A 24,630-nucleotide genomic window follows, 5' to 3' on the forward strand; every position below is an offset into this window, starting at 1 on the left:
GCGATGGGTACCGGAGTTGCTACCCCTGGCGATCTGGCAAGCTGCCGGCGAGAACTCGCCGCTGCCCTGCCGGCTGACGCGCTGCTCGCCGATCCGGCAGACCTGCGCACCTACGAGTGCGACGGCCTGACCGGCTTTCGGGTGCAACCCGCCCTGGTCGTGCTCCCGCGCAGCACCTCCGAGGTGGCCGCGTGCGTGGCCGCCTGCCACCGCCACCGGATACCGTTCGTCGCCCGCGGGGCGGGCACCGGACTTTCCGGCGGGGCATTGCCCGTCGCCGACGGTGTGGTGATCGGACTCGCCCGGATGCGGGACGTGCTCGAGATCGATTCCGCCAATGCCCGCATGCGCGTCCAACCCGGCGTCACCAATGCGGAGATCTCGACCCACGCGGCGCCACTGGGCCTCTACTACGCCCCGGACCCGTCGAGCCAGGTCGTGTGCACCATCGGCGGCAACGTCGCGGAGAACAGTGGCGGCGCGCATTGCCTGAAGTACGGGTTCACCGTGAACCATGTCCTCGCGGTCACCATGGTCACCGCCGACGGCACGATCCTCGAGTTCGGCGACGATTGCGCCGATCGGATCGGCCCCGACCTTCTCGCCCTGATCGTCGGCTCCGAGGGCACCCTCGGCATCGTCACCGAGGTGACCGTGCGGCTGCTGCCCAAACCCGCCGCGGTGCGTACGCTCGTGGCCGACTTCGCAGCCGTCGCTCAGGCGGCGGACACCGTGAGCGAGATCATCGCCGCAGGAATCGTGCCCGCCGCGGTCGAGATGATGGACAAGCTGGCGATTGCTGCCGTCGAGAAGGGGGTTCGGGCGGGACTGTCGACCCGGGCCGAGGCGATTCTGATCATCGAGGTCGATGGCTTCGCCGGCCAGTGCGACGAGGACTTCGCCGCGATTCGCGAGATCTGTGCCGCCCACGGCGCGACCGCGGTACACATTCCCGCGGACGCGGCCGAACGCGCCCTGATCTGGCAGGGGCGCAAGGCCGCCTTCGCCTCGATGGGCCAGATCAGCCCCGACTATTTCGTCCAGGACGGGGTGATTCCACGAACGAAGCTGACCCCGGTCCTGGACCGCATCGCCGAGATGGCCCGTGAGGCCGATCTGGCGGTTGCCAATGTCTTCCACGCCGGCGACGGCAACCTGCACCCGCTGGTTCTCTACGATGCGCGCATCCCGGACCAGGCCGAGCGCGCCGAACAGTTGTCGACCGCGATCGCCGAGCTCTGCGTCGACGCGGGAGGTTCGCTCAGCGGCGAGCACGGGATCGGCACCGACAAGGCCTGTTCGATGCCGCGAATGTTCTCCGAGATCGATCTCGCGGCCATGGACCGGGTGCGCGCGGCATTCGATCCCGACGGGTTGTGCAATCCGGGCAAGGTTCTGCCGACGCCGCGGCTGTGCGGGGAACGTCCCGGACCCTATCGGCCGCATCCGATCGAGACGGCCGGCCTGGCCGGGCGAGGATGATCATGGCCACGACCGAACGTCCGACATCCACCGCCGAGGCCGCCGAGGCACTCGCCTCCTCCCGCGGCGGGATCATGATCACCGGAGCCGGCAGCAAGCAGGGATGGGGCGCGCACCCCGAGCCGCCGGAGACCGTGATCGACACCACGGCACTGACCGACGTGATCGCCTATCACCCCGGCGACCTGAGCCTGCGCGTGGGGGCAGGCATCCCGCTCATCGAGCTGCAGGGCGTCCTGGCCGAACATGATCAGTGGCTCGCCCTCGATCCCGCCGAGATCACCCGCGGCGCGACGGTCGGCGGCCTTCTCGCCGCCGGCTCCGCGGGACCCCGGCGATACCGCTACGGCACCCTCCGCGACCTCGCGATCGGCGCCCGTCTGGTGCTCTCCGATGGATCGGTCATCCGGTCGGGCAGCCACGTGATCAAGAACGTCGCAGGGTACGCCCTCACCCCGCTGCTGCACGGGTCTCTCGGCTCACTGGCCCTGGTCTCCGAGATCATCCTGCGCCTGCATCCGCGCCCCGCGGCCACCGCCAGCGTGCTGACACGGTGCTCCCTGCGTATCGCGTGCGAGCTCTCGGCCAGCGTGTCCGCAAGTGGCGTCGAGCCCGCGGCGCTGACCTGGGCGGGCGACGATCCCGACGACGGCAGCACGGAGTTCCTCTTCGACGGCACCGCGGCCGCGGTCGCGGCCGCCGCCGAGCGCACCGCGGCGACCCTGCGCGGGCTCGGTCACGCTCCGGCAGAGATCGAGCAACGAGACAACGCCGACCTGCAGACCGGCGCCTGGTCCGGTCGGCAGCCGCCACCGGCGCCCGCGGACGGGCTCACCGTGCTGCGGATCGGCGTGCGCCCCTCCCGGCTGCCCGAGGCGGCCGCCGCGGTGCGGGACAGCGTCGCCGCCGAGACGGCCACGGCCACGTGGCACGCCGAGCTGGGCACCGGCGCGCTGACCGTCCTGCTCGCGGGTTCGCCCGAGGCCCAGGCGCGGGTGATCGACGCCTCGAGGCGCGTCGCGACCGGACTCGGCGGGCGCCTGCTGCTGCGCGACCGCCCGCCGGCGGTGGCGGCGCTCGCGGATGCCCTCGGCCCGCCGCCGGCCGAGGCGTACCTGATGGGCGCGGTCAAGCGGGCACTGGATCCCGATCAGCGCCTGGCGCGCGGCAGGTTCGCCGGCTGGTTCTGACCCCCACCCACATCGCCCCACCCACAGCGCCCCCACCAACAGCGCCCCCACCAACAGCGCCCTCCGACCCAACCCCAACGACGGGAGCACCCATGGTCGACGTGACCAGCATCTTCGATGATCATCATCCACCCTCGGCCGATCTGGCCAGCGACTGCGTGCACTGCGGCTTCTGCCTGCCGAAGTGTCCGACCTACTCCCTGTGGGGCCAGGAGATGGATTCCCCACGGGGCCGGATCCACCTGATCAAGGCCGGCCTGGCGGGCGAGGTGGAGATGGACGAGACCTTCGCCGGGCACTTCGACTCCTGCCTGGGGTGCATGTCGTGTGTGACCGCCTGTCCGTCGGGCGTGCAGTACGACCAACTGCTCGAGTCGGTGCGCCCCCAGATCGAGCGCCTCCAGCCACGCACCGGCACCGACCGCCTGTTCCGGGCGATGATCTTCGCCCTCTTCCCCCACCCCGCACGGTTGCGGGTCGCCGCCCTGGCCGGGCTCGCTCATCAGCGCCTGAGCCGACCGCTGTTGCGACGACTCGGCCTGCTGGACCGCCTGCCGGCCCGGCTGCGTGCCCTGGAGGCGCTGCTGCCCCCGGTCCGCGCGGGCGCATTGTTCCGGCGCGCGCCCGAGTTCACACCGGCGCAGGGAGAGCGTCGCGCCAGCGTCGCCCTGCTCACCGGCTGTGCCCAGCGGGTCTTCTTCTCCGACGTCAATGCCGCCACCATCCGGGTGCTCAGTGCCGAGGGATGTGACGTGCACGTGCCGACCAACCAGCGGTGCTGCGGCGCGTTGTCGATGCATGCCGGGCGCGAGAACGAAGGGCTCGCCCGGGCCCGGGAGCTGATCGACACCCTGGGCACGCTCGACGTCGACCACATCGTCACCAATGTCGCGGGCTGTGGATCCAACCTCAAGGAGTACGCGACGGCGCTGCGCGACGATCCCGACTACGCGGAGCGTGCCGAGGCATTCTCCGCCCGGGCCCGAGATGTCAGCGAACTACTCGCCGAGCTGGGCCCGGCCGCGCCCCGGCACCCGGTCCGGGCGCGCGTCGCCTACCACGACGCCTGCCATCTCGCCCACGCGCAGCAGGTGCGCCGGCAGCCGCGGGAGATGCTGCGTACCATCCCGGAGCTCGACGTCGTCGACATCGCCGAATGGGACATGTGTTGCGGATCGGCCGGCATCTACAACCTGGTCCAGCCCGAACCCGCCGACGAGCTGGGCCGTCGCAAGGTCGACAACATCCTGCGGACCGACCCGGACCTGGTCGCCACCGGCAACGCCGGCTGTCTGCTACAGATCCGGCGCCATCTTCCCGACCGCATCGCCATCCACCATCCGATCTCGATCCTCGACGCCTCGATCCGCGGTGTCGAACCGGAGCTGCCGGTCACGGCCGCGGGAGGGAACGACCATGTACACGCCAATTCCTGACCCGGTCGGGGGCTCGCTGACGCTGTCGGCGCTGATCGCCACCCTGCCCTTGCTGACCGTTTTCGCCTTGCTCGGTATCGCGCGATGGAAGGCGCAATGGGCGGCGCTGGCCGGCCTGGCGGTGACCCTGCTGGTCGCCGTGCTTGCCTACCGGATGCCGGCCGGTCAGGCATTCTCCGCGGCGGCCGAGGGGGCGGCTTTCGGCCTGTTCCCGATCATGTGGATCGTCGTCAACGCGATCTGGGTCTACAACCTGACCGTCGCCACGGGCCATTTCGACGTCCTTCGTCGCAGCTTTGCGAAGGTGTCGGATGATCAACGGATCCAGGCGATCATCATTGCGTTCTGCTTCGGCGGCCTCCTCGAGGCTCTCGCCGGTTTCGGTACGCCGGTGGCCATCACCGCCGTGATGTTGATCGCCATGGGCTTCGAGAAGTTCAGGGCCGCGGCCGTCGCGCTGGTCGCCAACACGGCCCCGGTCGCGTTCGGCGCGATGGCGGTTCCGATCACCACATTGGCATCGATCACCGGACTTCCCGAGGCCGACCTCGCCGCAATGGTCGGTCGGCAGACGCCCATCCTGGCGGTCTTCGTTCCCCTGGTCCTCGTCTCGATGGTCGACGGCCGGCGCGGGCTCCGCCAGACCTGGCCCGCCGCCGTGGTGGGCGGGCTGACGTTCGGCATCCTGCAGTTCCTGTGCTCCAACTTCGCCAGCGTTGCCCTGACCGACATCGCCGCGTCCCTGGGCGGCGCCCTGGCAGTCGTGCTGCTGCTGCGGGTCTGGCGGCCGGCGGGGGCGGCTGCCGTCCCGGAGCCGGTCGCGGTCGGCGGCGGTGACGGGATCGACACCGACGCGACTGCGCCCACCGCCGCCGTGACGCAGGACTCCCGTAGCGACATGATCAAGGCGTATGCGCCCTACCTGGTGATCATCGCGGTGTTCAGCATCGCTCAGGCCGCGCCGATCGCCGCGCTGCTGAAGCTGGGGACGATCCGTTTCGCATGGCCCGGCCTGGACATCGTGTTGGCCGACGGGAGTCGGCCATCGGCAATCACGTTCAAGCTGGAGCTGCTGCAGTCCGGGGGTACGCTCCTGCTCGTCTCCGGACTGCTCAGCATGATCATCCTGGGGCTCGGCCCGGCAGCCGCCGCCCGCGCCTACGGGGCGACCGTGCACCAGCTCCGCTGGGCGATACTCACGGTGGCCTGTGTGCTCGCCCTGGCATATGTGATGAACCTGTCCGGGCAGACCACGAGCATCGGGCTGTGGATGGCCGGCGCCGGGATGGCGTTCGCCTTCCTCTCCCCGATCCTGGGTTGGCTCGGGGTGGCCGTGACCGGTTCGGACACCTCGTCGAACGCCCTGTTCGGCACCCTGCAGGTCGCCGCCGCCCAAGGCACCGGGCTGTCGCCCACGCTGCTGGCGGCCGCCAACAGCTCCGGGGGTGTCCTGGGCAAGATGATCTCTCCGCAGAATCTGGCGATCGCCGCGGCCGCGGTCGGCATCAGTGGCCAAGAAGGCGTTCTGCTGCGTCGACTGCTGCCCTGGACGGTGGTCTTCCTGCTGGGCATGTGCCTGCTGATCTTCCTGCAGTCAACCCCCATCCTCGGCTGGATGGTCCCGTGAGCGGGCGCGAGCCGGCCGATCACTCCACGCTTCCCGACGAGAGGAAACCATGATCAGATTCGATGTCAACTGTTCCATCCTGTTCACCGAGCTCCCCCTGCTCGAACGCCCGGCCGCCGCCCGGGCAGCGGGCTTCGACGCGATCGAGCTGTGGTGGCCGTTCGCCGATGCGGTGCCCGCGCAGGCCGAGATCGACGCCCTGGTCCGGGCCATCGAGGAGGCGGGGGTCACCCTCGTCGGCCTGAACTTCGCCGCCGGCGACATGCCGGGCGGTGATCGTGGCCTCTTCTCGTGGCCGCGCCGGGCCACGGAACTGCGCGACAACATCGATGTCGCGCTGGGTATCGGCGAGCGATTGGGCTGTCGCGCCTTCAACGCCCTCTACGGCAACAGGATCGACGACGTCCGGCCCGAGGCCCAGGACGAGCTCGCGGTGGAGAATCTCGCCCTTGCCGCCGAGCGCGCCGACCGGTTCGGCGGGGTCATCCTCGTCGAACCGGTGAGCGGCGCCCCCCGCTATCCGCTGCGCACGGCGGCCGACGCCCTCGCCGTCGTCGACGCGGCCGGGCGGGACAACGTCGCCATCCTGGCCGACCTCTACCACCTGGCGGTCAACGGCGACGACGTCGAGGCGGTGATCGACACCCACACCGACCGCATCGGGCACGTGCAGGTGGCCGATGCGCCGGGGCGCCACCAACCCGGGACCGGGACGCTGCCGCTGGCAGCACAGCTCGCGGCGCTGCAGGCCGCGGGCTATGTGGGCAACGTCGGCCTGGAGTACATCCCGGACGGCCCGTCCGAGCGCAGTTTTGGCTGGTTGACCGAAGAGTTCACGACGAAGGAGAAGTTGGCATGAGCAAGATCGCGTTCATCGGGCTGGGCATCATGGGGCTGCCGATGGCCGGCAACCTGATCGACGCCGGGCACGAGGTGACCGGCTACAACCACGCAGTCGAGCGGACGGAGCAACTCGCCGAGCGCGGCGCCCGGATCGCCGACAGCTCGGCAGCCGCGGCAGAACAGGCCGAGGTGATCTGCCTGATGGTGCCCGACTCGCCCGATGTCGAGCAGGTGCTGACGGGCGAGGGCGGGGTGTTCGGCGCGGCGCGCCCGGGCTCCCTGATCATCGACTTCTCCAGCATCCGGCCCGATGTCAGTGCCGCCCTCGCGGCACGCGCGGCCGAGCACGACCTGACGATGATCGACGCCCCGGTCTCGGGCGGCGAGGCCGGCGCGATCGACGGCACGCTGTCGATCATGGTCGGCGGCAGCCCCGAGGCATTCGCCCGGGCCGAACCGGTGCTGAACGCCGTCGGCTCGACGATCGTGCATGTCGGCCCGAATGGTGCCGGCCAGACCGTGAAGGCGGCGAACCAGCTCATGGTCGCCGGCCACCTGCAGGTGCTCGCCGAGGCCCTGGCCTTCCTGGAGGCCTACGGTGCGGACACCACGGCCGCCCTGCGCGTGCTCGGCGGCGGCCTGGCGGGCTCGAAGGTGCTCGCGCTGAAGGGCGAGGCGATGCGTGAGCGTAGCTTCGCCCCGGGCTTTCGGATCGACCTTCACCACAAGGACCTCGGCATCGTCACGACCGCTGCCCGAGGCGCCGATGTGATCTTGCCCCTCGGCTCGCAACTGGCCGCGCTGATGGCGTCGGCCCGAGCGGCCGGCGATGGCGAGCTGGATCATTCCGCCCTGTTCCGCGGCGTGCTGCGGGCCAACGGCCGACCCCTCGAGTGAGCAGGAGAACCATGCCCAAGATGACCGCCGCCCGCGCCGCCGCCGAGATCCTCGTCCGGGAGGGGATCAGTCACCTGTTCGGCCTCCCCGGCGCCGCGATCAACCCGTTCTACTCCGCGGTGCGCGAACAGAACCGACTGCGCCACATCCTCGCCCGGCACGTGGAGGGCGCCTCGCACATGGCCGAGGGGTACACCCGGGCCGCACCCGGCAATATCGGGGTCTGCGTCGGAACGTCGGGCCCGGCCGGCACCGACATGATCACCGGCCTCTACTCGGCGGCCGCCGACTCCATCCCGATCCTGTGCATCACGGGCCAGGCACCGGTGGCCAAGCTGCACAAGGAGGACTTCCAGGCCGTCGACATCGCCTCGATCGCCGCTCCCCTGACCAAGGCGGCGACGACCGTACTGGAGCCGGCACAGGTCCCCGGGACATTCCAGCAGGCCTTCCACCTGATGCGTTCGGGCCGTCCGGGCCCGGTGCTGGTGGACCTGCCGATCGACGTGCAACTGGCCGAGATCGACTTCGATCCCGACACCTATGCGCCGCTGCCGCCCTACCGCCCGGCCGCCACCCGCGAACAGGCCGCGCGGGCGATCGACATGTTGTGCTCGGCGGAGCGCCCGCTGATCGTCGCCGGTGGTGGCATCATCAATGCCGATGCCGCAGAGCTGCTGGTGGAGTTCGCCGAGCTGACCGGCGTACCGGTCGTGCCGACCCTGATGGGCTGGGGAACGTTGCCGGACGATCACCCGCTGATGGCCGGAATGGTCGGTCTGCAGACCTCTCATCGCTACGGCAACGACGCAATGCTGGCCTCGGACTTCGTGCTCGGGATCGGCAACCGGTGGGCGAACCGGCACACCGGCGGCCTCGACGTGTATCGCGCCGGGCGCCGATTCGTCCATGTCGACATCGAACCCACCCAGATCGGCCGGGTGTTCGAGCCCGACTTCGGGATCACCTCCGATGCCGGCGCCGCGCTGCGGCTGTTCATCGAGGTCGCCCGCGAGCGGCGCGCGGCCGGCGAACTGCCCGACTGGTCGGCATGGTCCACCTCGGTGGCCGAGCGCAAGCAGCGGTTGCAGCGGCGTACCCACTTCGACGACGTGCCGATCAAACCGCAACGCGTCTACCAGGAGATGAATCGGGTCTTCGGGCCCGACACCCGCTATGTCAGTTCGATCGGTCTGTCGCAGATCGCCGGGGCCCAGTTCCTGCATGTCTACGGCCCGCGGCACTGGATCAACTGCGGGCAGGCCGGGCCGCTGGGCTGGACCGTCCCGGCGGCACTGGGGGTCTGCACCGCAGCCCCCGATGACACCGTGGTCGCGCTCTCCGGCGACTACGACTTCCAGTTCATGATCGAGGAGCTGGCGGTCGGGGCACAGTTCAACATCCCCTACATCCATGTCGTGGTGAACAACGCCTACCTGGGCCTGATCCGGCAGGCACAGCGCAACTTCGACATGGACTACTGCGTGCAGCTCTCCTTCGACAACATCAACTCCGCTGAGGTCAACGGATATGGTGTTGATCATGTCAAGGTGGCCGAGGGGCTGGGGTGCAAGGCGCTGCGGGTGTTCGAGCCGGACGGAATCGAGCCGGCCCTCGAGGAGGCGCGCAAGCTCGCGGCCGAGTATCGGGTGCCGGTGATGGTCGAAATCATCCTGGAACGCGTGACAAACATCGCGATGGCGGGTGCCGACATCGACAAGGTGATGGAGTTCGAGGATCTTGCCGAAGCCGGTGAGCTCGCACCGACCGCATTGGCCGATCGCGAGGCCTGAGATGCGCATCCTGATCGCGCCCGACAAGTTCAAGGGATCCCTGACCGCCGAGCAGGTCGCCATGATCATCGGCGATGTGCTGACCAGGGACCGCCCGGACCTGGACTGGCGGGCCTGCCCGGTGACGGACGGAGGCGACGGAATGCTCGCTGCCGCGCTGGGGGCGGGCTACGTGCGCGAACCGGTCACGGTGTCCGGGCCGACCGGCCGGTCCGTGGACAGCGGGTACGCCAGACGGGACGGGTCCGCGGTCGTGGAGCTGGCCGATGCGTCGGGATTGGCGCGCCTCCCGGACGGCCGGCCCGACCCGATGGGTGCGAGCACCCGCGGCACGGGTGAGCTGATCGCCGCCGCACTGCGAGCCGGCTGCACCGACATCGTGCTCGGGATCGGCGGGAGCGCATCGACCGACGGTGGCGCCGGCATGGTGACGGCGCTCGGCGCGCGGATCCTCGACGAGCGCGGCGACCCGCTTCCCGACGGCGGCGGGAGCCTCGCCGACGCCGCGGCGCTCGACCTCTCCGGCCTCGATCCCCGACTCGACGGCGCGCAGATCGTCGTCGCCAGCGACGTCGACAACCCGCTGCTGGGGGCGCGGGGCGCGGCGGCGGTCTACGGGCCGCAGAAGGGAGCCGACCCCGATCAGGTCGCGCTCCTGGACCGCTCGCTTCGCCGCTGGGCCGAGCTGGTGCGGACCACGACCGGTCAGGACGTGGCTGCTCGACCGGGCGCGGGCGCCGCCGGGGGCACCGGCTTCGGCGCGATGGCGATCCTCGGCGCCTCGCTGCGCCCGGGGATCGAGATCGTGTTGGACCTGGTCGGCTTCCACGACGCGCTGGCAGGTGCCGACCTGGTGATCACCGGCGAGGGTTCGCTCGACGAGCAGACCCTGCACGGCAAGGCCCCGGCCGGGGTGGCCGAGGCGGCGCGGCGGGGCGGCGTCGCCGTGGCTGCCGTCTGTGGCCGCAACGCCCTCAGCCCTGAGCAGGCCGAGCGCGCCGGGTTCGACCGGATCTGGGCGCTCGCCGATCTCGAGCCCGACCCGGCCCGGAGCATGGCGCACGCGCCCGAGCTGCTGGCGAAGCTCGCCCGCGAGATCGCCGCCGACCTCCCGCGCTCATGATGTGAGTTGGCTCGACAACCATCGCCTGGGTTATCGTCGGAGGCGAGTCCCCATCGTCTAGCGGCCTAGGACTCCGCCCTTTCAAGGCGGCAGCGCGGGTTCGAATCCCGTTGGGGATGCCAATCGGTCGGAACCGTCCGATCGCATTTGGTGCGCATCGGCCGCGTCCGGTAAGGTTTCCGAGGCCGGTGAGGTTGCCGGCCGAAGCAACAAGGCCCCGTGGCGCAGTTGGTTAGCGCGTCGCCCTGTCACGGCGAAGGTCGCGGGTTCGAGTCCCGTCGGGGTCGCTGAGCGGTGATACACACGGTCGCAGACCGGGTATCGCCGCTTGTTGCATCCGGGCCGTGTGCCTCGATGCGGCCAGGTAGCTCAGTTGGTAGCAGCGTTCGCCTGAAAAGCGAAAGGTCGCCGGTTCGAACCCGGCCCTGGCCACCAGAACACCCGGAGGCCGCGGCATCGCCGCGGCCTCCGTCGCATTCTCGGACCGGCTCCGCTCAACGAGCCGGTACGCCAGCCTCGACCTCCTCGGACGGCTCGCCCGAGCCATGATCATCCAGCATGGTCGTCTCGTCGAACGGCCGGTGCCCGGCCAGGACCGCGCTCACCTGCTCGCGGTCGACCTGCTTGGTCCAGGTGCCGATGATCAAGGTCGCCACGGCATTACCGGTGAAGTTGGTCAGGGCCCGCGCCTCGGACATGAAGCGGTCGATGCCGACGATCACCCCGACCCCGTTGATCAGATCCGGACGGTACGCCTGGAGGCCGCCCGCCAGGGTCGCCAGGCCCGCCCCGGTGACGCCGGCCGCGCCCTTGGAGGCAATGATCATGAACACCAGCAGGCCGATCTGCTCCGGCAGCGACATCGGCTTGCCCATCGCCGTGGAGATGAACAGCGAGGCCATCGTCAGGTAGATCGCCGTACCGTCGAGGTTGAAGGAGTACCCGACGGGGACCGTGATCCCGACGACCGGCCGGGACACCCCCAGGTGTTCCATCTTGGCGATCAGCCGCGGCAGCGCCGACTCCGAGGACGAGGTGCCGACGATCAGAAGGTACTCGCGCCCGAGATAGGCCATCAGCCGGAAGATGTTCACCCCGGTGATCACCCGCAGCAACAGGCCGAGAACGACGACGATGAACAACGCACAGGTCAGGTAGAACGCGAACATCAGGGTGGCCAGCGCGACCACGGCGCTCCAGCCGGTCGAGCCGACGACGCCGGCGATCGCCCCGAACGCGCCGATCGGGGCAACCCACAGGATCATCGCGAGGATCCGGAAGACCAGCGCCTGGACGACCCGGATGCCGTCCAGGATCGGGGCGCCCTGCTTGCCCATCCGCTGCAGGGCGAAGCCGACCAGCAACGCCACGAAGAGCGTCTGCAGCACCGAGTCACCGGTCAGCGCCGACAGCAGCGTGTCGGGGATGATCCCGAGCACGAAGTCCGACGCCGTCTCCGCCTCCCCCTTCGGCTCGTAGGTGGCGCCCGCGATGTTCAGGCCGGTACCCGGATGGACGAAGTTGCCCACGACCAGCCCGATGGCCAGCGCGAAGGTCGACATCACCATGAAATAGCCGAGCGCGAGGCCGCCGACCTTGCCCACGGTGGCGGCCCGGGCGATCGAACCGATGCCGAGCACGATCGTGCAGAAGATCACCGGCGAGATCATCATCTTGATCAGCGCGACGAAACCGGTGCCCAGCGGGGCCAGCGACTTGCCCACCCCCGGTGCCGCGAGGCCGACCACGATGCCCGCCAGCACGGCGATGATCACCGCAATGTAGAGCCAGTGCGTGCGGTCGCGCCGCCGTGCGACAGGCGCGGGAGAGGTCTGGGGCGACGTTGCCATCGGATTGCTCCTTGCTCGGATGCCACGCCACCGCGGCGCGGGTCAGCCGATCATGTCGGCACCGGCGCCGATCGGCGCGCTTTCGTGCATAGAGTTCTCGGGTGCGACGAGCACTCGGAATCGCGAGCGCGCCATGGCGGTGGTGGCGGTCGGCGAGCATCGCCACGCGGCTGTTCGCCCAGACGACCGCCCTGCTGCTCGTCGCCGCGCTGGCTGCCTTCGCACTCCTGGCTGCCGACGCGCGGGCCGCCGCGGAGGCCAGTGCCGCCCGGACCAGCCGCGAGACGGCGGTCACGATCGCGGCCGCGCCCCAGGTGCGGCGTACCCTCGCCGGGGCGGCCGACCGCTATCCGACCGACCCCCGGCGCGCCGTGGCCGAGGCATCCGCGGCGCTCGAACCGTACGCGGTGGAGGTCGCGGCGGTCACCGATCTCGACTTCGTCACGATCATGGCCGTCGACGGCACGCGCTACACCCACCCCGACCCGTCCCGGATCGGCGCGGCGTACCTCGGCACCATCGAGCCGGCCCAGCGGGGCGAGATCTTCACCGAGGTCTACACCGGCACGCTGGGGCCGTCGGTGCGGGCGATCGTTCCGGTACGCCACGGCGGGCGGATCGTCGGTCTGGTCGCCGCCGGGGTGACCATCGACCAGGTGACCGACACCGTGCTCGCCCGGCTGGGCCTGCTGGCCGGCGCGGTCGCGGCCGCGATCGCGCTGGCCGGTATCGCGGCCTGGCTGATCGCCCGCCGCCTGCGTGCGCTGACCCACGGGCAGGGCCCCGAAGGTCTGGCACGGCTGTTCGCCGCCCACGAGGCGGCGCTGCACTCCGTCGACGACGGCCTGGTGCTGATCGAGGGCGACCGGATCGCCCTGGCCAACGACCGCGCCCGCGAGCTGCTGGGAGTCGCTCCCCCGGCCGAACCGGGCTGGTCGGCCCTGCCACCCGCTGCCCGGGCGCTGGCCGCCGCCGACGGTGCCGCGGACCGGGCCTCGGCGGTGGTGGCCGGCCGCTCGCTGTTGATCGACCGCTCCCCTGCCGAGGTGAGCGGCCGGCAGGCCGTGATGCTCACCATCCGCGACCGCACCGAGCTCAGCCGGATCAGTGGCGAGTTGGACTCCCTGCGCACGATGGCGCGAGCGCTGCGGGCGCAGACCCACGAGTTCGACAATCGGCTGCACACGATCATCACCCTGATCGAGCTGGGCAAGGCCGATCAGGCGCTCGCCTTCGCGGCCGATCGCGACCTCGGTCAGCGGGTCGCCGACCGGATGCTCGCCGCGGACTCCGAGCCGGTGCTGGCGGCCCTGTTGCTCGGCAAGTCCGCCCAGGCCCACGAGCGGGGCGTGCGGTTGTTCTTCGAGACCCATCTCGCGCCGGGCGATCACCAGGTGCCGGCGCCGGACCTCGTCACGATCCTGGGCAACCTGATCGACAACGCGATCGACGCGGCTGCGGATCACGTGCGCGATCACTCCCGCGGCACGGACGAACCGGAGGCCTGGGCCGAGGTCTATCTCGACCGCGACGAGGACGGCCAGTTGCTGATCCAGGTCTCCGACAGCGGCCCGGGCATCGAGCCGGGCGAGGAGTCGTCGATCTTCGAGAGCGGCTGGAGCAGCAAGGCAGCGGCGCACGATCGCGGCTACGGCCTCGCGCTGGTCGCCCAGACCGTCGAGCGCCTGGGGGGCAGCATCGAGATCACCCGTGGTGTCGGCGCGGTGTTCACCGTGGCGCTGCCGGGTGCCGGGGAGCAACCATGATCCGCGTACTGATCGTCGAGGACGACCGGCGTACCGCGCAGGCCCACGGGGCCTACACCGATCGGGTCGAGGGATTCGAGGTCGCCGGGATCGTGCACAGTGCCGCCGATGCGGTGCGGGCGATCCGCGCGAACCGTGGATCCGACGAGATCCACCTGCTGCTGCTCGACATGAACCTGCCCGACCGGCACGGCCTGGAGTTGTGCCGCGACCTGCGGGCCGCGGGGCTGGGCATCGACGTGATCGCGGTGACCGCGGTACGCGAGCTGGAGACGGTCCGGGGCGCGGTGTCGGCGGGCATCGTGCAATATCTGATCAAGCCGTTCACCTTCGCCGCGTTCGCCGACAAGCTGCGCCGCTATGCCGCCTATCGCGACCGGCTGGGCACGGCGGACGCGCTCACCCAGGCCGATGTCGACGAGGCCATCGCCGCGCTCCGGACCTCCAATGCACCCGGGCTGGCCAAGGGTCTGTCGGCGACCACGCTGAGCGCGGTCTCCGCGCTGCTCGGGCCCGAGGCCCGGTCGGCGAGCGAGGTGGCCGCCCAGCTCGGCCTGTCGCGGGTCACGGCGCGTCGCTACCTGGAGCACCTGGCCGAGTCGGGCGAGGCGACCCGGGCGCCGCGCTACGGCACGCGCGGGCGCCCCGAGCACCAGTACCGCCGCGCCCGCCCGACCTAGAGCCGGATCGACCCAGAGCCGGATCGACCCAGAGCCGGATCGACCCAGAGCCGGATCGACCCAGAGCCGGATCGACCTAGAGTCGGGTCGATGCAGCACTTCACCAAACGGGGCACGCCGCGTGCCCTCGCCTACGAGGCCGCCGGGCTGGCCTGGCTCGGCGCCGCCGGGGCCGCGCCGGTAGTGCGGCTCGTCGAGCAGCGCGGCGACACGCTGACCACCGCGCGCCTGGCCCCGGTACGCCCGAGCGCCGCCGCCGCCGAGGACTTCGGCCGGGCGCTCGCCGTCACCCACGACGCCGGCGCGCCGGCCTTCGGCTGCCCACCGGACGGCTGGGCCGGTGACGGCTTCGTCGGCGCGGCCCCGCTCAGCCTGGCCTCGGACGAGCGCTGGGGCCGGATGTATGCCGAGCAGCGGGTGCTGCCCTATGCCCGGCAGGCCCGCGACGCCGGGGCGCTCGCGGCCGGCGAGCTCGCGATCATCGAGGCGGTGGCGCAGCGGTTGGCCGCGGGCGATCTCGACGACGAGGCGCCACCGGCGCGCCTGCACGGGGACCTGTGGTCGGGCAATGTGATCAGCACCGACGCGGGCATGATCATGATCGACCCGGCCGCCCAGGGCGGACACCGGCTGCTGGATCTGGCGATGTTGGACCTGTTCGGCTTCTCCCACCTCGACCGGGTGTTCGCCGCCTATGCCGAGGCCTCGGCATACCTGCCCGACAACTGGCGACAACTGATCGGGCTGCACCAGGTGCACCATCTGCTGGTGCACGCGGTGCTGTTCGGGGGCGGCTACGGGGCCAGCGCGGCGCGCGCCGCACGCCCCTACCGGTGAGGGCTCAGCGCTGCGGCTGGCCGCGCCGGTGACGACGCTCCTCGGCGGCGGCCAGCTCGGCCTGCCGCTCGCGCTCCTCCCGCTGCGCGACGATGGCCTCCTCCGACGGCGGGTCCTTGACATCGCCGACGATGGCGGTGCTCGAACGCGGCCAGAACAGATAGCGGGCGCCCAGGTTGATCATGGACTGCAGCCGGTTCCGGTTGCCGAGCAGGAAGAACAGGTGCACCCCGACCCAGAGCAGCCAGGCCGGCAGCCCCTTGATCTTCATCCCGTTGGGGAACTGGGCCACGGCCGAGGCGCGGCCGATGGTCGCCATCTCGCCCTTGTTCCGGTAGTGGAAGGTCGCCGGCTGCTCGCCCCGCACGATGCGCTGGAGCTGGCCGCCGAGGAAGGCGCCCATCTGCATGGCCGGTTGGGCGAGCTGCGGAAGCGGGTCGTTGTTGATCACCGCGCAGTCGCCAATGGCGAAGATCCGGTCCTCACCCTCGACCAGCAGCGTCGGCTCGACCATGATGCGGCTGCCCTTGCCCATCGGCAGGCCCCAGGCGGCGACCGTGTCGTAGCCCGCGATGCCGGCGGCCCAGATCACCAGATCGGCCGGCAGCTCGGTGCCGTCCTTGAGGTCGACATGGTCGGCGTGCACCTCGCTGATCGCGGTGTTCAGCCGGACGTCCACCCCACGGTCCTGCAACTGCTTCAGCGTGTACTTCTGCAGCGACTCGTCGAACGGCGTCAGCAGTTGCGGCGCCATCTCGACGAGGATCACGTTGACCTGTTCGATGCTCAGCTCGGGATAGATCACCGGGATGCTGGCCCGCATCTCGGCCAGGGTGCCGGCCATCTCGACGCCGGTGGCCCCGCCCCCGACGACGATGATGTTGAAGCTCTGCCGGCCGCCGCTGTCGGCCAGATCCTCCATGCCGCCGAAGATCATGTCGCGGACCTCGATGGCCGAGGTGCGGGTGTACATGGAGCGGCTGTACTGCGCGGCCCCGGGAATGCCGAAGTGGTTGGTGGTGACACCGGTGGCGATCACCAGGTAGTCGTAGTCGATCGGCGGGCCGTCGTCGACGTGGACGCGGCGGGCCGCCTTGTCGATCCCGGTGACCTGCGCCCGGCGTACCGCCGGATGACCCTTCTGGCGCGCGGCGAACAGCCGCAGCGAATAGGTGATGTCGCCCGGGTTCAGGCCGCCGGTGGCGAGTTGGTAGAGCAGCGGCAGGAATGTCGTGTAGGGATGCCGGTCGATGATCGTGACGTGGAACCCCGACTTCGCCAGCTCGTGTGCCGCCGAGACACCACCGAATCCACCACCGACGATGACGACCTTGGGTGCGTCATGCGTTGTCTTCGCGGGTTTCACACCTCCAGTCTTGCCATTCACCGGTCCGGGGGGAAGACCTCGGAGCGAATTAGTGAAAAGAAGCACAAACTCGGCCTCGGGCGTACCGACGTTCGCCCGACGGGTTCGACCAAAGGTCGGACAAATCCGGCGGCACGGCCTAGGTTGTGACCCATGACACATCGCCGTCGCTGGTGCGCGGGCATCGCGCTCGCGCTCGCCTCTGCCCTGACCATCACCCTCGCCCCCCAACCCGCCTCCGCCGAGGACCCGCCGGTCGAACAGCTCGTCCGGATCCGGGTCGACTCGACAGACCTGCTCCGCGAGCTCGAACAGGGCGGGCTCGACATCACCCACGACGTCGGGCAGGGGCCCGGCGCGACGTTCGAGGCGACCGTGGTCACCGACCCCGCCGGCCTGGAGCGACTGAGGACCGAGGACGGCGTGGAGGTGCTCGGAACGCTCGACGGTCCGACCAGGGAGGAGGCCCGCGCCCAGCTCAAGGGGAATGCCGAGCCGCTGACCGGACGGCAGAAGGACGCGCTCAAGCCCGCGCCGTCACGCGCGAACAAGCCCGGCCGCGGCCGGCCGCCAGTGGTCTCGCCGGACGGCACGCTGACGGTGCTGCGCGCCGACACCTGGACGACCGGCGGGCAGCGGATGGTCTCGTTGGAGGTACGCAGCGAGGCCGGCCGGGACGATCGGCTCAGCGTGACCGCCGACACCGGCCAGTCGCTGACGATGAGCGCATTCGTCGACCAGGGCACATACCTCTACCACCGGCAGTCCCAGCCCGTGCCGCTGACCGGTGACGCCGGTTCGGTGACGGTACGCTCCGGCGCCGACGGGAGCGAGGTCACCGCGCCGCTGGACTCCTGGCTGTCGAGCGGAGTGACCGACTTTCCCGACGGGTTCCGGTGGGGGTTCACCGACGACGGCTATGTCGACTCCGAGCAGACCGACGCGCTGATCGAGAAGCTGGCCGCCGACAATCCCGATGTCGCCGAGGTGGTCGAGTTGCCCAACGAGACCGTCGGCTACGGAGCGCCCGGCGGCGCCCTGGCCGCGCCGGCGAGCTACCCGCGCGAGGGCAAGACCGTGAAGGCGCTGCGGATCGGCCGGGTGCGTGACGGGTCGAAGACGGGTGTCCTGCTCTATGCCCAGGAACACGCGCGCGAGTGGGTGACCTCGCTGGTCGCGCTGGAGACCGCGCAGCGGCTGCTGGCCAACGACGGCACCGACCCGCTGACCACCTCGATGATCGACGACCTGGACATCTTCATCGTGCCGCAGGTGAATCCGGACGGCGTGGCCTACGCCCTCTACGACGACCTCTACCAGCGGTCCAACCGGAATCCGGCGTACTGCCCCGGCGCGGGCACCAACCTCGGCGTCGACCTGAACCGGAACTTCCGGGTCGGCTCGGTGCACGAGGGCTTCGTCGGCGCCTCGGCACGCTGCCCGTCGTCGACCTATGCCGGGCCGGAGCCGCTGTCGGAATCGGAGTCGAAGAACACGGCCTGGCTCGTCGAGCAGCACCCCAACATCAAGTTCGCGATGAACACGCACTCCTTCGGCGGCTACTTCATGTGGTCGCCGGGCGCCTACGACGCGCAGCGCAATCCGCTGCCGCGACCGAGCCTGGCCACCGAGCAGTACTTCTTCGCGTCCTCGGAGACGATTCTGAGCCGGGTGCGGGAGTACCGCGACACGGTCGTGTGGCCCGGGCGTACCGGTCCGATCAGCGATGTGCTGTACTCGGCGGCCGGCAACTCCGGCGACGATCTGTTCTACGGCGGCGATGCCGAGGACAACACGCCGCACGTCTATGCGTGGAACTTCGAGGTCGGCCTGCCGCGATGGGATGCGGCATCGCAGCGCTGGGTGGACACCGGCGCCTTCTGGCCGGAGTTCGCCGACGAGGGCTTCGGCCAGGCGATGGAGTTCGCCAACGGGTGGTACGGGATCCTCGAGGTCGCGCAGGCGTACGCCAACGACACCACCGACCCGACCTCGAAGGCGAATGTCGATGGACGCGGCAGCTACTCCGGGCCCGTGGACGTGCTCTGGGAGACCAGCGAGCCCGCGACGATCTACTACACGACGGACGGATCGCGCCCGACCTGGGACTCCCCGACCGTGCAGCAGGACGGGATCCGCGGCGGCGCCCTGCCGATCCGGCTGACCAAGGATCGCACCGTGCTGCAGTGGTTCGCCGTCGATCAGAAGGGCAATGTCGAGGGCAACTACGACCCCGATCGCGGCCGCGGCGCCCCGCAGCGCGAGGTGATCAAGATTCGGTGATTGTTGGGCCAAGTGGTTGACGCCCCCCGCGAACTGGCGAAGACTGACGCCCAAGCGCGAAAGGTCTGACTCCAGACCTTTATCCGGGGTGGAGGTCACCATGGCCGGCAAGGACACCAACAAGCACATCGACTACGCCGCGACCGGCGAGGACTACCTGCAGCGACGCCAACTCAGGCGCGGCGCCGCCGGCTGGGTACTCCTCGCCGGGCTCGGGGTCGCCTACGTCATCTCGGGCGACTTCTCCGGCTGGAACCTGGGTCTCGCCCAGGGCGGTTGGGGCGGACTGTTGATCGCGTTCTTGTTGATGGGACTGATGTACACCTGCATGGTGTTCGGGTTGGCCGAGATGTCGTCGGCCATCCCGGCCACCGGTGCCGGCTACGGATTCGCCCGGCGGGCCCTCGGCCCGCTGGGCGGATTCGCGACCGGGATGGCGGTGCTGATCGAGTACGCCGTCGCGCCGGCCGCCATCGCGACCTTCATCGGCGGCTACATCGAGGCGCTCGGGCTGTTCGGGTTGACCAACTCCTGGCCGATCTACCTCGCCGCGTACGTGATCTTCATCGGTATCCACCTGTGGGGCGTCGGCGAGGCCCTGAAGGTGATCTTCGGGATCACCGTGATCGCGGTGGTGGCCCTGATCGTGACCGCCATCGGTCTGGTCGGGGGCTTCGACGCCGCGAACCTGTTCGACATCGTGCCCGACGGCAGCGCCGGATCGAGCGCCTTCCTTCCGTTCGGGATCACCGGGGCCGTGGCGGCGCTCGTCTACGGCATCTGGTTCTTCCTGGCGATCGAGGGCGTACCGCTGGCGGCCGAGGAGACCGCGGACCCCCGGCGGGACATGCCGCGCGGGATCATCGTCGGGATGGTGATCCTGCTGGTCTTCGGTGCGCTGATGCTGGTGCTCGTGCCGGGCGCCGCAGGGTCCGCGGCGATGGGCGTCTCGGACAGCCCGCTGCCGGAGGCGTTGCGCGCCGTCTACGGGGAGAACAGCGCGCTGGCGAACTTCGTCAACTATGCGGGCCTGGCCGGGCTGATCGCCAGCTTCTTCTCGATCATCTTTGCCTACTCGCGGCAGTTGTTCGCGCTGTCGAGGGCCGGCTATCTGCCGCGCTGGCTGTCGCTGACCGGGAAGCGGCGTACCCCATGGGTGGCGCTGATCGTGCCCGGCACGATCGGCTTCATCCTGGCCGCTGCCACCCAGGACGGCGGCTTGTTGATCAACATCGCGGTGTTCGGGGCCACCGTGTCCTATGTGTTGTTGAACCTCAGCCACATCGTGTTGCGCCGTCGCGAACCGAACCTGGAGCGCGGCTACCGGGCCCCGGGCGGGGTGATCACCACCGGGATCGCGCTGGTGCTGGCCGCGGTCGCGGTCGTCGGCACCTTCTTCGTCGACATCACCGCGGCCGCGATCACCGCGGCGGTCTTCCTGATCGCGATCGCCTACTACTGGTTCTACAGCCGGCACCGGCTGGTGGCAACCGCCCCCGAGGAGGAGTTCGCCGCCATCGAGCAGGCCGAGTCCGAGCTGAACTGACCCGGCTGCCGACGGTTCGGACCGCGACAGGAGTCGCTATCGCGTCGGCTCTGAACCGGGCGACCGGCTGGCAAACCGCACCGTTCCGACTCTGGACGCCATCGGCCGACCGCAGGATGCCGTGGCGCCGCGGGTCGCCATCGGGCCGCTGTCGCCAAGCGTCAGGAAAGTGCGCTCCGACCCGCAGATGTGCCGGGGCCGCGGTGCCGCGTACCGAATCGCCGCGAGAGGTCACTTTCGCACCCGAACGCGCCCGGAGTCTCCCGGGCGCGGTCACTGGGACCGATTGGCCCTCCGGAGGACGGCGAGCATGGCGGGGCCCAGGATCAGCAGCGCGATGGTGTTGGTGATCGCGCGGCCCGTGTCCCAGCCGCCGGTCGACGTGACCAGCGAGAACAGCACGAAGCTGCGCAGGTTCTCCAGCAGGGGAGCCCCGGCGCGATAGTCCAGCGCCCCGTCGGCGCCGCCGAAACCCTCCACCGAGATCCCGGTGATGAACGGCCAGAACCACAGGTTCATCAACAATCCGAACAGGTACGCCGAGACGATGCCGTAGCCGATCAGCATCGCCAGCTCCGCCCTGCCGCGCACGCGCCGCGGCAACAACCCCGCGCCCAGCCCGATCCAGGCCGAGCACATCATCTGGAACGGCAGCCACGGCCCCACCCCGCCGGTGAGCAGCGCGGAGGCGAACAGCGACGTGCAGCCGAGCAGATACCCGAACCCCGGCCCGAACACCCGGCCGGCCAGGATCAGCAGGAAGAACACCGATTCCACCCCGGCGGTGCCGGCGCCCAGCGTCGGGCGGATCGCGGCATTCAGGGCGGACAGCACGCCGAGCATCGCCAGCGAGCGCGAGTCCATCCCGCCCTCGGTGAGCTGGGCGAGCACGAGCAGGACGATGATCGGCAACAACGCGGAGAAGATGAACGGCGCGTCGCCGGAATGCTGCCCGGGCTCCGGGGTGACCGGGATCCACAGCGGCCAGCCGAACATCGCCAGCCCGAGCACGGTCGCGACACCGATGATGATCATCGACCAGGGCCCGAGGCGCACGCCGATCCGGGGCTGGCCGACCTCGATCACCGGCAGCGCCGCTTGATCCGATCGCCCGGTCACGGCAGCGCCTCCGTGACCTCGTCGGCGGTCAGGTACGCCAACGGCGCGAACACCTTGGCGACCTGCGTGGCGAGCAGCGGCGAGCCGGCCAGCACCGCGCGCGGCGTACCGTCGGAGACGATCTCCCCCTCCGCCGCCACCACCACCCGATCGCAGGTCAGCGCGACGAACTCGACATCATGGGTGGCGATCACCACCGCCTTGCCGCGCGCGGCGAGATCGCGGACCAGTCCGGTCAGCACCGCCTTCGCCTCGTAGTCCAGCCCGCGCGTGGGCTCGTCCAGCAGCACCAGCGGCGCGTCCCGGGCGAGCTGCAGCGCGAGCACGAGCGCCAGCTTCTGCCCCTCCGAGAGGTCCCTCGGGTGCGCCTGCGGGTCGACCTCCCCCACCAGCCGCCGCAGCGTCGACGCGGTCGCCCCGGGCGCGAGCCCGGCCTGTGCGTCCGCCTCGGCACACTCGGCGGCGACCGTCTCCAGATAGAGCAGGTCGGTCGGCGTCTGGGGAACCAGCGCGATCGCGCCGTGCCGGGCGGCCGCTCCGGCGACCCGCACGCTGCCTGCATCGCGCTGCCCCGCCCCGTGCACGGCCCACAGCAGGGACGACTTGCCCGAGCCGTTGCGGCCCATCAGGGCGAGCACCTGGCCGGTGGGCACCGCCAGGTCCACCCCGCGCACCGCGACCGTTCCCCCGTAGCGGACCGTGATCCCGCGCGCATCCAGACCCGGCCCGCGGCTCGTCGGGTCCGGGGCGGCCGCCGGAGGGGGCAGGGTACGCCGCAGCCCGGCGGCGGCGCGCCGGCCGTCGCGGATGTTCAGCGGCAGCGGCTGCCATCCCAGCCGGCGGCCGAGATCGACCAGCGGGGGCACGATCGGCGCGTCGGCCATGATCACCCGCGGATCGTCGTGGCGTACCGTTCCGTCCGGCAGCACCTGGATGATCGAATCCGCATGCTCGATCACCCGCTCCATCCGATGCTCGGCCATGATCACCGTGGTACCGAGGTCGTGGACCAGCCGCTGCAGCAGCGCGATCACCTCCTCGGCGACGATCGGGTCGAGCGCCGAGGTCGGCTCGTCGAGCAGCAGCACGGGCGGCCGGGCGGTGAGCACGCTGCCGATCGCCACCCGCTGCTGCTGCCCGCCGGACAGGGTACGCAGGGCGCGAGCGCGCAGGTCCGCGATGCCCAACAGGTCAAGGGTTTCCTCGACCCGCGCGCGCATGGTCGCCGCCGGTAGGCCGAGCTGTTCCATCGTGTAGGCGAGTTCCTCCTCGACCGTGTCGGTGACGAAGCCGGCCAGCGGGTCCTGGCCCACCCAGCCGACCCGGTCGGCCAGCTCGCGCGGGGCGAACTCGGTGGTGTCGACGCCGTCGATCGTGATCCGCCCGACCCGGCGGCCGCCGGTGAACCGGGGCACCAGGTTGTTGATCGAGCCGAGCAGGGTGGACTTCCCGCTACCGGTACGCCCGATCGCCAGCACCAGCTCGCCCTCGGGGATGGTCAGGTCGACGCCGCTCAGCACGTCGGCATCCGCGCCCGCATAGCGGACGGTCAGCCCCTCGACCGTGATCACCAGACACCTCCGCTCACGACAGGCCCCCCAGCTCCGCTCGGTGCCGGTCGGCCTCGCCGACGCCGAGGGCCGGCGGCGGCGTGATCACCGCGGGCAGCAGCGCGATCGCAAAGCCGACCAGCAGCAGCGGCGTGACGACGGGCCACTCGTCGACGGTCGGGATCAATACGGCGGCATCGGCCGACTCCCAGACGATGCTGAACACCACGAACGGCGCCAGCCCGCAGGCGACGACGAGTGTCTCGGCCACGCCCCAGCCGTCGGGGCGGTAGCGAGTGCGGCGTACCGTGCGGCCCGCGAAGCGGAAGCCGAGCACCCCGCACAGGGCGCCGGCGGCCAGGAACGGTACGCCGGCAGGCAGCGCGAGCGGGCCGATCCGCAACTGGTCCATGAATCCCGACAGCGTCGCGTAGGCGCCGATCGACAACAAGATCATCGCGGCCAGGATCAGGACCGCCGAGCGCACCCGATCGGCCACCCGGCCGCCACCGGTACGCCCGTAGCCGCGCGCATCCATCGATGACGCGAGCTGCAAGGAGCGGTCCAGCGCATCGGTCACCACGGGGACCACGATCGCCCGCACGAACCGGTAGCGCCGGACGAAGCCACGGCCGGGCGCGCTGACCCCGGTGCGTAGCGCTCGGGCCCGGCGTACCCGCAGCACCGAGTCCGCGAGCTGGGCGAAGACGGTCACGGAGACGACCAGGATCGCGCCGATCTCGTACAGGGCGCCGGGCACCTGGGCGAGCAGACGCTTCGGGTTGGCGAGCGAGTTCGCGGCGCCGACGCAGACCACGATGCAGGCCAGCCGGAGGCCGTCGTAGAGCCCGTAGAGCAGGGATTCCGCGCTGACGGCGCCGAGCAGCCGGAACCCGCCGACCCAGTACGGCAGCGGCACCTCCGGCAGCCGGAACAAGATCGTCTCGCCGTCGCCGCCGCCGAAGATCACCCGGTAGAACAGCCGCATGATCACGATGAACGCGCCGAGCAGCAGGTAGAAGCGGAACGACCGCGACCACGGGCCGTCACCGCGGCGGGCGGCGACGACGACGGCGGCGACGGCCATCAGCAGCAGCGTGAGCAGCGGATTGATCGTCAGGCTGGCGGCAGCGGCGAGTGCGATGGCGTACGCCCACCAGGCCGCGGGATTCAGCGATCGCGGCAGCCAGTAGCGCACCCACGCCGCCCGCGGCGAGGGCCCCGGCCTGGTGTGCACTCCGC

The 24,630-nt window shown here is 70.7% G+C and carries 18 protein-coding genes and 3 tRNA genes; 16 read left to right on the forward strand and 5 right to left on the reverse strand.

What is annotated here, in order from left to right; translation table 11 throughout:
• Positions 1-3 precede the first annotated feature (3 nt).
• The 11 genes from GGQ54_RS06125 (at position 4) to GGQ54_RS06175 (ending at position 10,826) form a co-directional block, all read left to right on the forward strand.
• Positions 4-1,482 (forward strand): FAD-linked oxidase C-terminal domain-containing protein, encoded by a 1,479-nt coding sequence (locus GGQ54_RS06125; protein WP_179444586.1) that lies wholly within the window; start codon positions 4-6, stop codon positions 1,480-1,482.
• Between the two features lie 2 nt (positions 1,483-1,484).
• Complete coding sequence (locus GGQ54_RS06130) at positions 1,485-2,672, forward strand: FAD-binding oxidoreductase (RefSeq protein ID WP_179444587.1); 1,188 nt, start codon at positions 1,485-1,487, stop codon at positions 2,670-2,672.
• 92 nt (positions 2,673-2,764) lie between these two features.
• The gene (locus tag GGQ54_RS06135; protein WP_179444588.1) at positions 2,765-4,108 is read left to right on the forward strand and encodes a (Fe-S)-binding protein; all 1,344 of its coding nucleotides are present in this window, start codon (positions 2,765-2,767) and stop codon (positions 4,106-4,108) included.
• Complete coding sequence (locus GGQ54_RS06140; RefSeq protein WP_179444589.1) at positions 4,089-5,735, forward strand: L-lactate permease; 1,647 nt, start codon at positions 4,089-4,091, stop codon at positions 5,733-5,735. Before GGQ54_RS06135 ends, GGQ54_RS06140 begins: the two co-directional genes overlap by 20 nt.
• 49 nt (positions 5,736-5,784) lie before the next feature.
• Positions 5,785-6,594: a hydroxypyruvate isomerase family protein gene (locus GGQ54_RS06145; protein WP_179444590.1), complete on the forward strand. Its 810-nt coding sequence runs from the start codon at positions 5,785-5,787 to the stop codon at positions 6,592-6,594.
• Positions 6,591-7,475, forward strand: a complete 885-nt coding sequence (locus GGQ54_RS06150; RefSeq protein WP_179444591.1) for an NAD(P)-dependent oxidoreductase — start codon at positions 6,591-6,593, stop codon at positions 7,473-7,475. Before GGQ54_RS06145 ends, GGQ54_RS06150 begins: the two co-directional genes overlap by 4 nt.
• Positions 7,476-7,486: 11 nt before the next feature.
• Entirely contained in the window at positions 7,487-9,268 is a 1,782-nt protein-coding gene (gene gcl / locus GGQ54_RS06155; RefSeq protein WP_179444592.1) for a glyoxylate carboligase, read from the forward strand.
• A 1-nt stretch (position 9,269) separates the two neighbouring features.
• Positions 9,270-10,391 carry a glycerate kinase gene (locus GGQ54_RS06160; protein WP_179444593.1) on the forward strand — a complete coding sequence of 374 codons (1,122 nt, stop codon included), beginning with the start codon at positions 9,270-9,272 and terminating at the stop codon, positions 10,389-10,391.
• A gap of 46 nt (positions 10,392-10,437) precedes the next feature.
• A tRNA-Glu gene (locus GGQ54_RS06165) sits at positions 10,438-10,513 on the forward strand.
• Positions 10,514-10,604: 91 nt separating this feature from the next.
• Positions 10,605-10,678, forward strand: a tRNA-Asp gene (locus GGQ54_RS06170).
• 71 nt (positions 10,679-10,749) lie between these two features.
• Positions 10,750-10,826 (forward strand) — tRNA-Phe (locus GGQ54_RS06175).
• Positions 10,827-10,885: 59 nt separating this feature from the next.
• Here GGQ54_RS06175 and GGQ54_RS06180 read toward each other — a convergent pair.
• Positions 10,886-12,241, reverse strand: a complete 1,356-nt coding sequence (locus GGQ54_RS06180; protein ID WP_179444594.1) for a cation:dicarboxylate symporter family transporter — start codon at positions 12,239-12,241, stop codon at positions 10,886-10,888.
• A gap of 101 nt (positions 12,242-12,342) precedes the next feature.
• Between GGQ54_RS06180 and GGQ54_RS06185 the strand changes: the two genes are divergently transcribed.
• The 3 genes from GGQ54_RS06185 to GGQ54_RS06195 all read left to right on the forward strand — a co-directional run bounded on the left by GGQ54_RS06185 (position 12,343) and on the right by GGQ54_RS06195 (position 15,524).
• Positions 12,343-14,007 carry an ATP-binding protein gene (locus GGQ54_RS06185; RefSeq protein ID WP_179444595.1) on the forward strand — a complete coding sequence of 555 codons (1,665 nt, stop codon included), beginning with the start codon at positions 12,343-12,345 and terminating at the stop codon, positions 14,005-14,007.
• Positions 14,004-14,687: a response regulator gene (locus GGQ54_RS06190; RefSeq protein ID WP_179444596.1), complete on the forward strand. Its 684-nt coding sequence runs from the start codon at positions 14,004-14,006 to the stop codon at positions 14,685-14,687. Before GGQ54_RS06185 ends, GGQ54_RS06190 begins: the two co-directional genes overlap by 4 nt.
• Before the next feature lie 90 nt (positions 14,688-14,777).
• A complete protein-coding gene (locus GGQ54_RS06195; protein ID WP_179444597.1) occupies positions 14,778-15,524 on the forward strand; it encodes a fructosamine kinase family protein in 747 nt (248 codons plus the stop codon).
• Positions 15,525-15,528: 4 nt separating this feature from the next.
• On the opposite strand, the gene GGQ54_RS06200 is transcribed toward GGQ54_RS06195, so the two are convergent.
• Positions 15,529-16,911: an NAD(P)/FAD-dependent oxidoreductase gene (locus GGQ54_RS06200; protein WP_425487397.1), complete on the reverse strand. Its 1,383-nt coding sequence runs from the start codon at positions 16,909-16,911 to the stop codon at positions 15,529-15,531.
• Between the two features lie 132 nt (positions 16,912-17,043).
• On the opposite strand from GGQ54_RS06200, the gene GGQ54_RS06205 reads away from it, so the two are divergent.
• Together GGQ54_RS06205 and eat are read left to right on the forward strand one after the other, a co-directional pair.
• Complete coding sequence (locus tag GGQ54_RS06205; protein WP_179444599.1) at positions 17,044-19,173, forward strand: M14 family metallopeptidase; 2,130 nt, start codon at positions 17,044-17,046, stop codon at positions 19,171-19,173.
• A gap of 100 nt (positions 19,174-19,273) precedes the next feature.
• Positions 19,274-20,719: an ethanolamine permease gene (gene eat / locus GGQ54_RS06210; RefSeq protein WP_179444600.1), complete on the forward strand. Its 1,446-nt coding sequence runs from the start codon at positions 19,274-19,276 to the stop codon at positions 20,717-20,719.
• 273 nt (positions 20,720-20,992) lie between these two features.
• Here eat and GGQ54_RS06215 read toward each other — a convergent pair whose 3' ends face one another.
• The 3 genes from GGQ54_RS06215 to GGQ54_RS06225 are packed head-to-tail and all read right to left on the reverse strand — an operon-like array spanning position 20,993 to position 24,625.
• On the reverse strand, positions 20,993-21,838 hold the full coding sequence (locus GGQ54_RS06215; protein WP_425487398.1) for an ECF transporter S component: 846 nt from the start codon (positions 21,836-21,838) through the stop codon (positions 20,993-20,995).
• Positions 21,835-23,409 (reverse strand): ATP-binding cassette domain-containing protein, encoded by a 1,575-nt coding sequence (locus GGQ54_RS06220; protein WP_179444601.1) that lies wholly within the window; start codon positions 23,407-23,409, stop codon positions 21,835-21,837. Before GGQ54_RS06220 ends, GGQ54_RS06215 begins: the two co-directional genes overlap by 4 nt.
• A gap of 13 nt (positions 23,410-23,422) precedes the next feature.
• On the reverse strand, positions 23,423-24,625 hold the full coding sequence (locus GGQ54_RS06225; RefSeq protein WP_179444602.1) for a CbiQ family ECF transporter T component: 1,203 nt from the start codon (positions 24,623-24,625) through the stop codon (positions 23,423-23,425).
• Between the last annotated feature and the right edge of the window lie 5 nt (positions 24,626-24,630).

Origin of the sequence: Naumannella cuiyingiana, assembly GCF_013408305.1 — a bacterium.
GTDB lineage: Bacteria > Actinomycetota > Actinomycetes > Propionibacteriales > Propionibacteriaceae > Naumannella > Naumannella cuiyingiana.

Bases quoted from the DNA above. Each gene is read 5' to 3' on its own strand.
- GGQ54_RS06125 (WP_179444586.1), top strand. From the start codon at position 4: ATGGGTACCGGAGTTGCTACCCCTGGCGATCTGGCAAGCTGCCGGCGA.
- GGQ54_RS06130 (WP_179444587.1), top strand. From the start codon at position 1,485: ATGGCCACGACCGAACGTCCGACATCCACCGCCGAGGCCGCCGAGGCA.
- GGQ54_RS06135 (WP_179444588.1), top strand. From the start codon at position 2,765: ATGGTCGACGTGACCAGCATCTTCGATGATCATCATCCACCCTCGGCC.
- GGQ54_RS06140 (WP_179444589.1), top strand. From the start codon at position 4,089: ATGTACACGCCAATTCCTGACCCGGTCGGGGGCTCGCTGACGCTGTCG.
- GGQ54_RS06145 (WP_179444590.1), top strand. From the start codon at position 5,785: ATGATCAGATTCGATGTCAACTGTTCCATCCTGTTCACCGAGCTCCCC.
- GGQ54_RS06150 (WP_179444591.1), top strand. From the start codon at position 6,591: ATGAGCAAGATCGCGTTCATCGGGCTGGGCATCATGGGGCTGCCGATG.
- gcl (WP_179444592.1), top strand. From the start codon at position 7,487: ATGCCCAAGATGACCGCCGCCCGCGCCGCCGCCGAGATCCTCGTCCGG.
- GGQ54_RS06160 (WP_179444593.1), top strand. From the start codon at position 9,270: ATGCGCATCCTGATCGCGCCCGACAAGTTCAAGGGATCCCTGACCGCC.
- GGQ54_RS06180 (WP_179444594.1), bottom strand. From the start codon at position 12,241: ATGGCAACGTCGCCCCAGACCTCTCCCGCGCCTGTCGCACGGCGGCGC.
- GGQ54_RS06190 (WP_179444596.1), top strand. From the start codon at position 14,004: ATGATCCGCGTACTGATCGTCGAGGACGACCGGCGTACCGCGCAGGCC.
- GGQ54_RS06195 (WP_179444597.1), top strand. From the start codon at position 14,778: ATGCAGCACTTCACCAAACGGGGCACGCCGCGTGCCCTCGCCTACGAG.
- GGQ54_RS06205 (WP_179444599.1), top strand. From the start codon at position 17,044: ATGACACATCGCCGTCGCTGGTGCGCGGGCATCGCGCTCGCGCTCGCC.
- eat (WP_179444600.1), top strand. From the start codon at position 19,274: ATGGCCGGCAAGGACACCAACAAGCACATCGACTACGCCGCGACCGGC.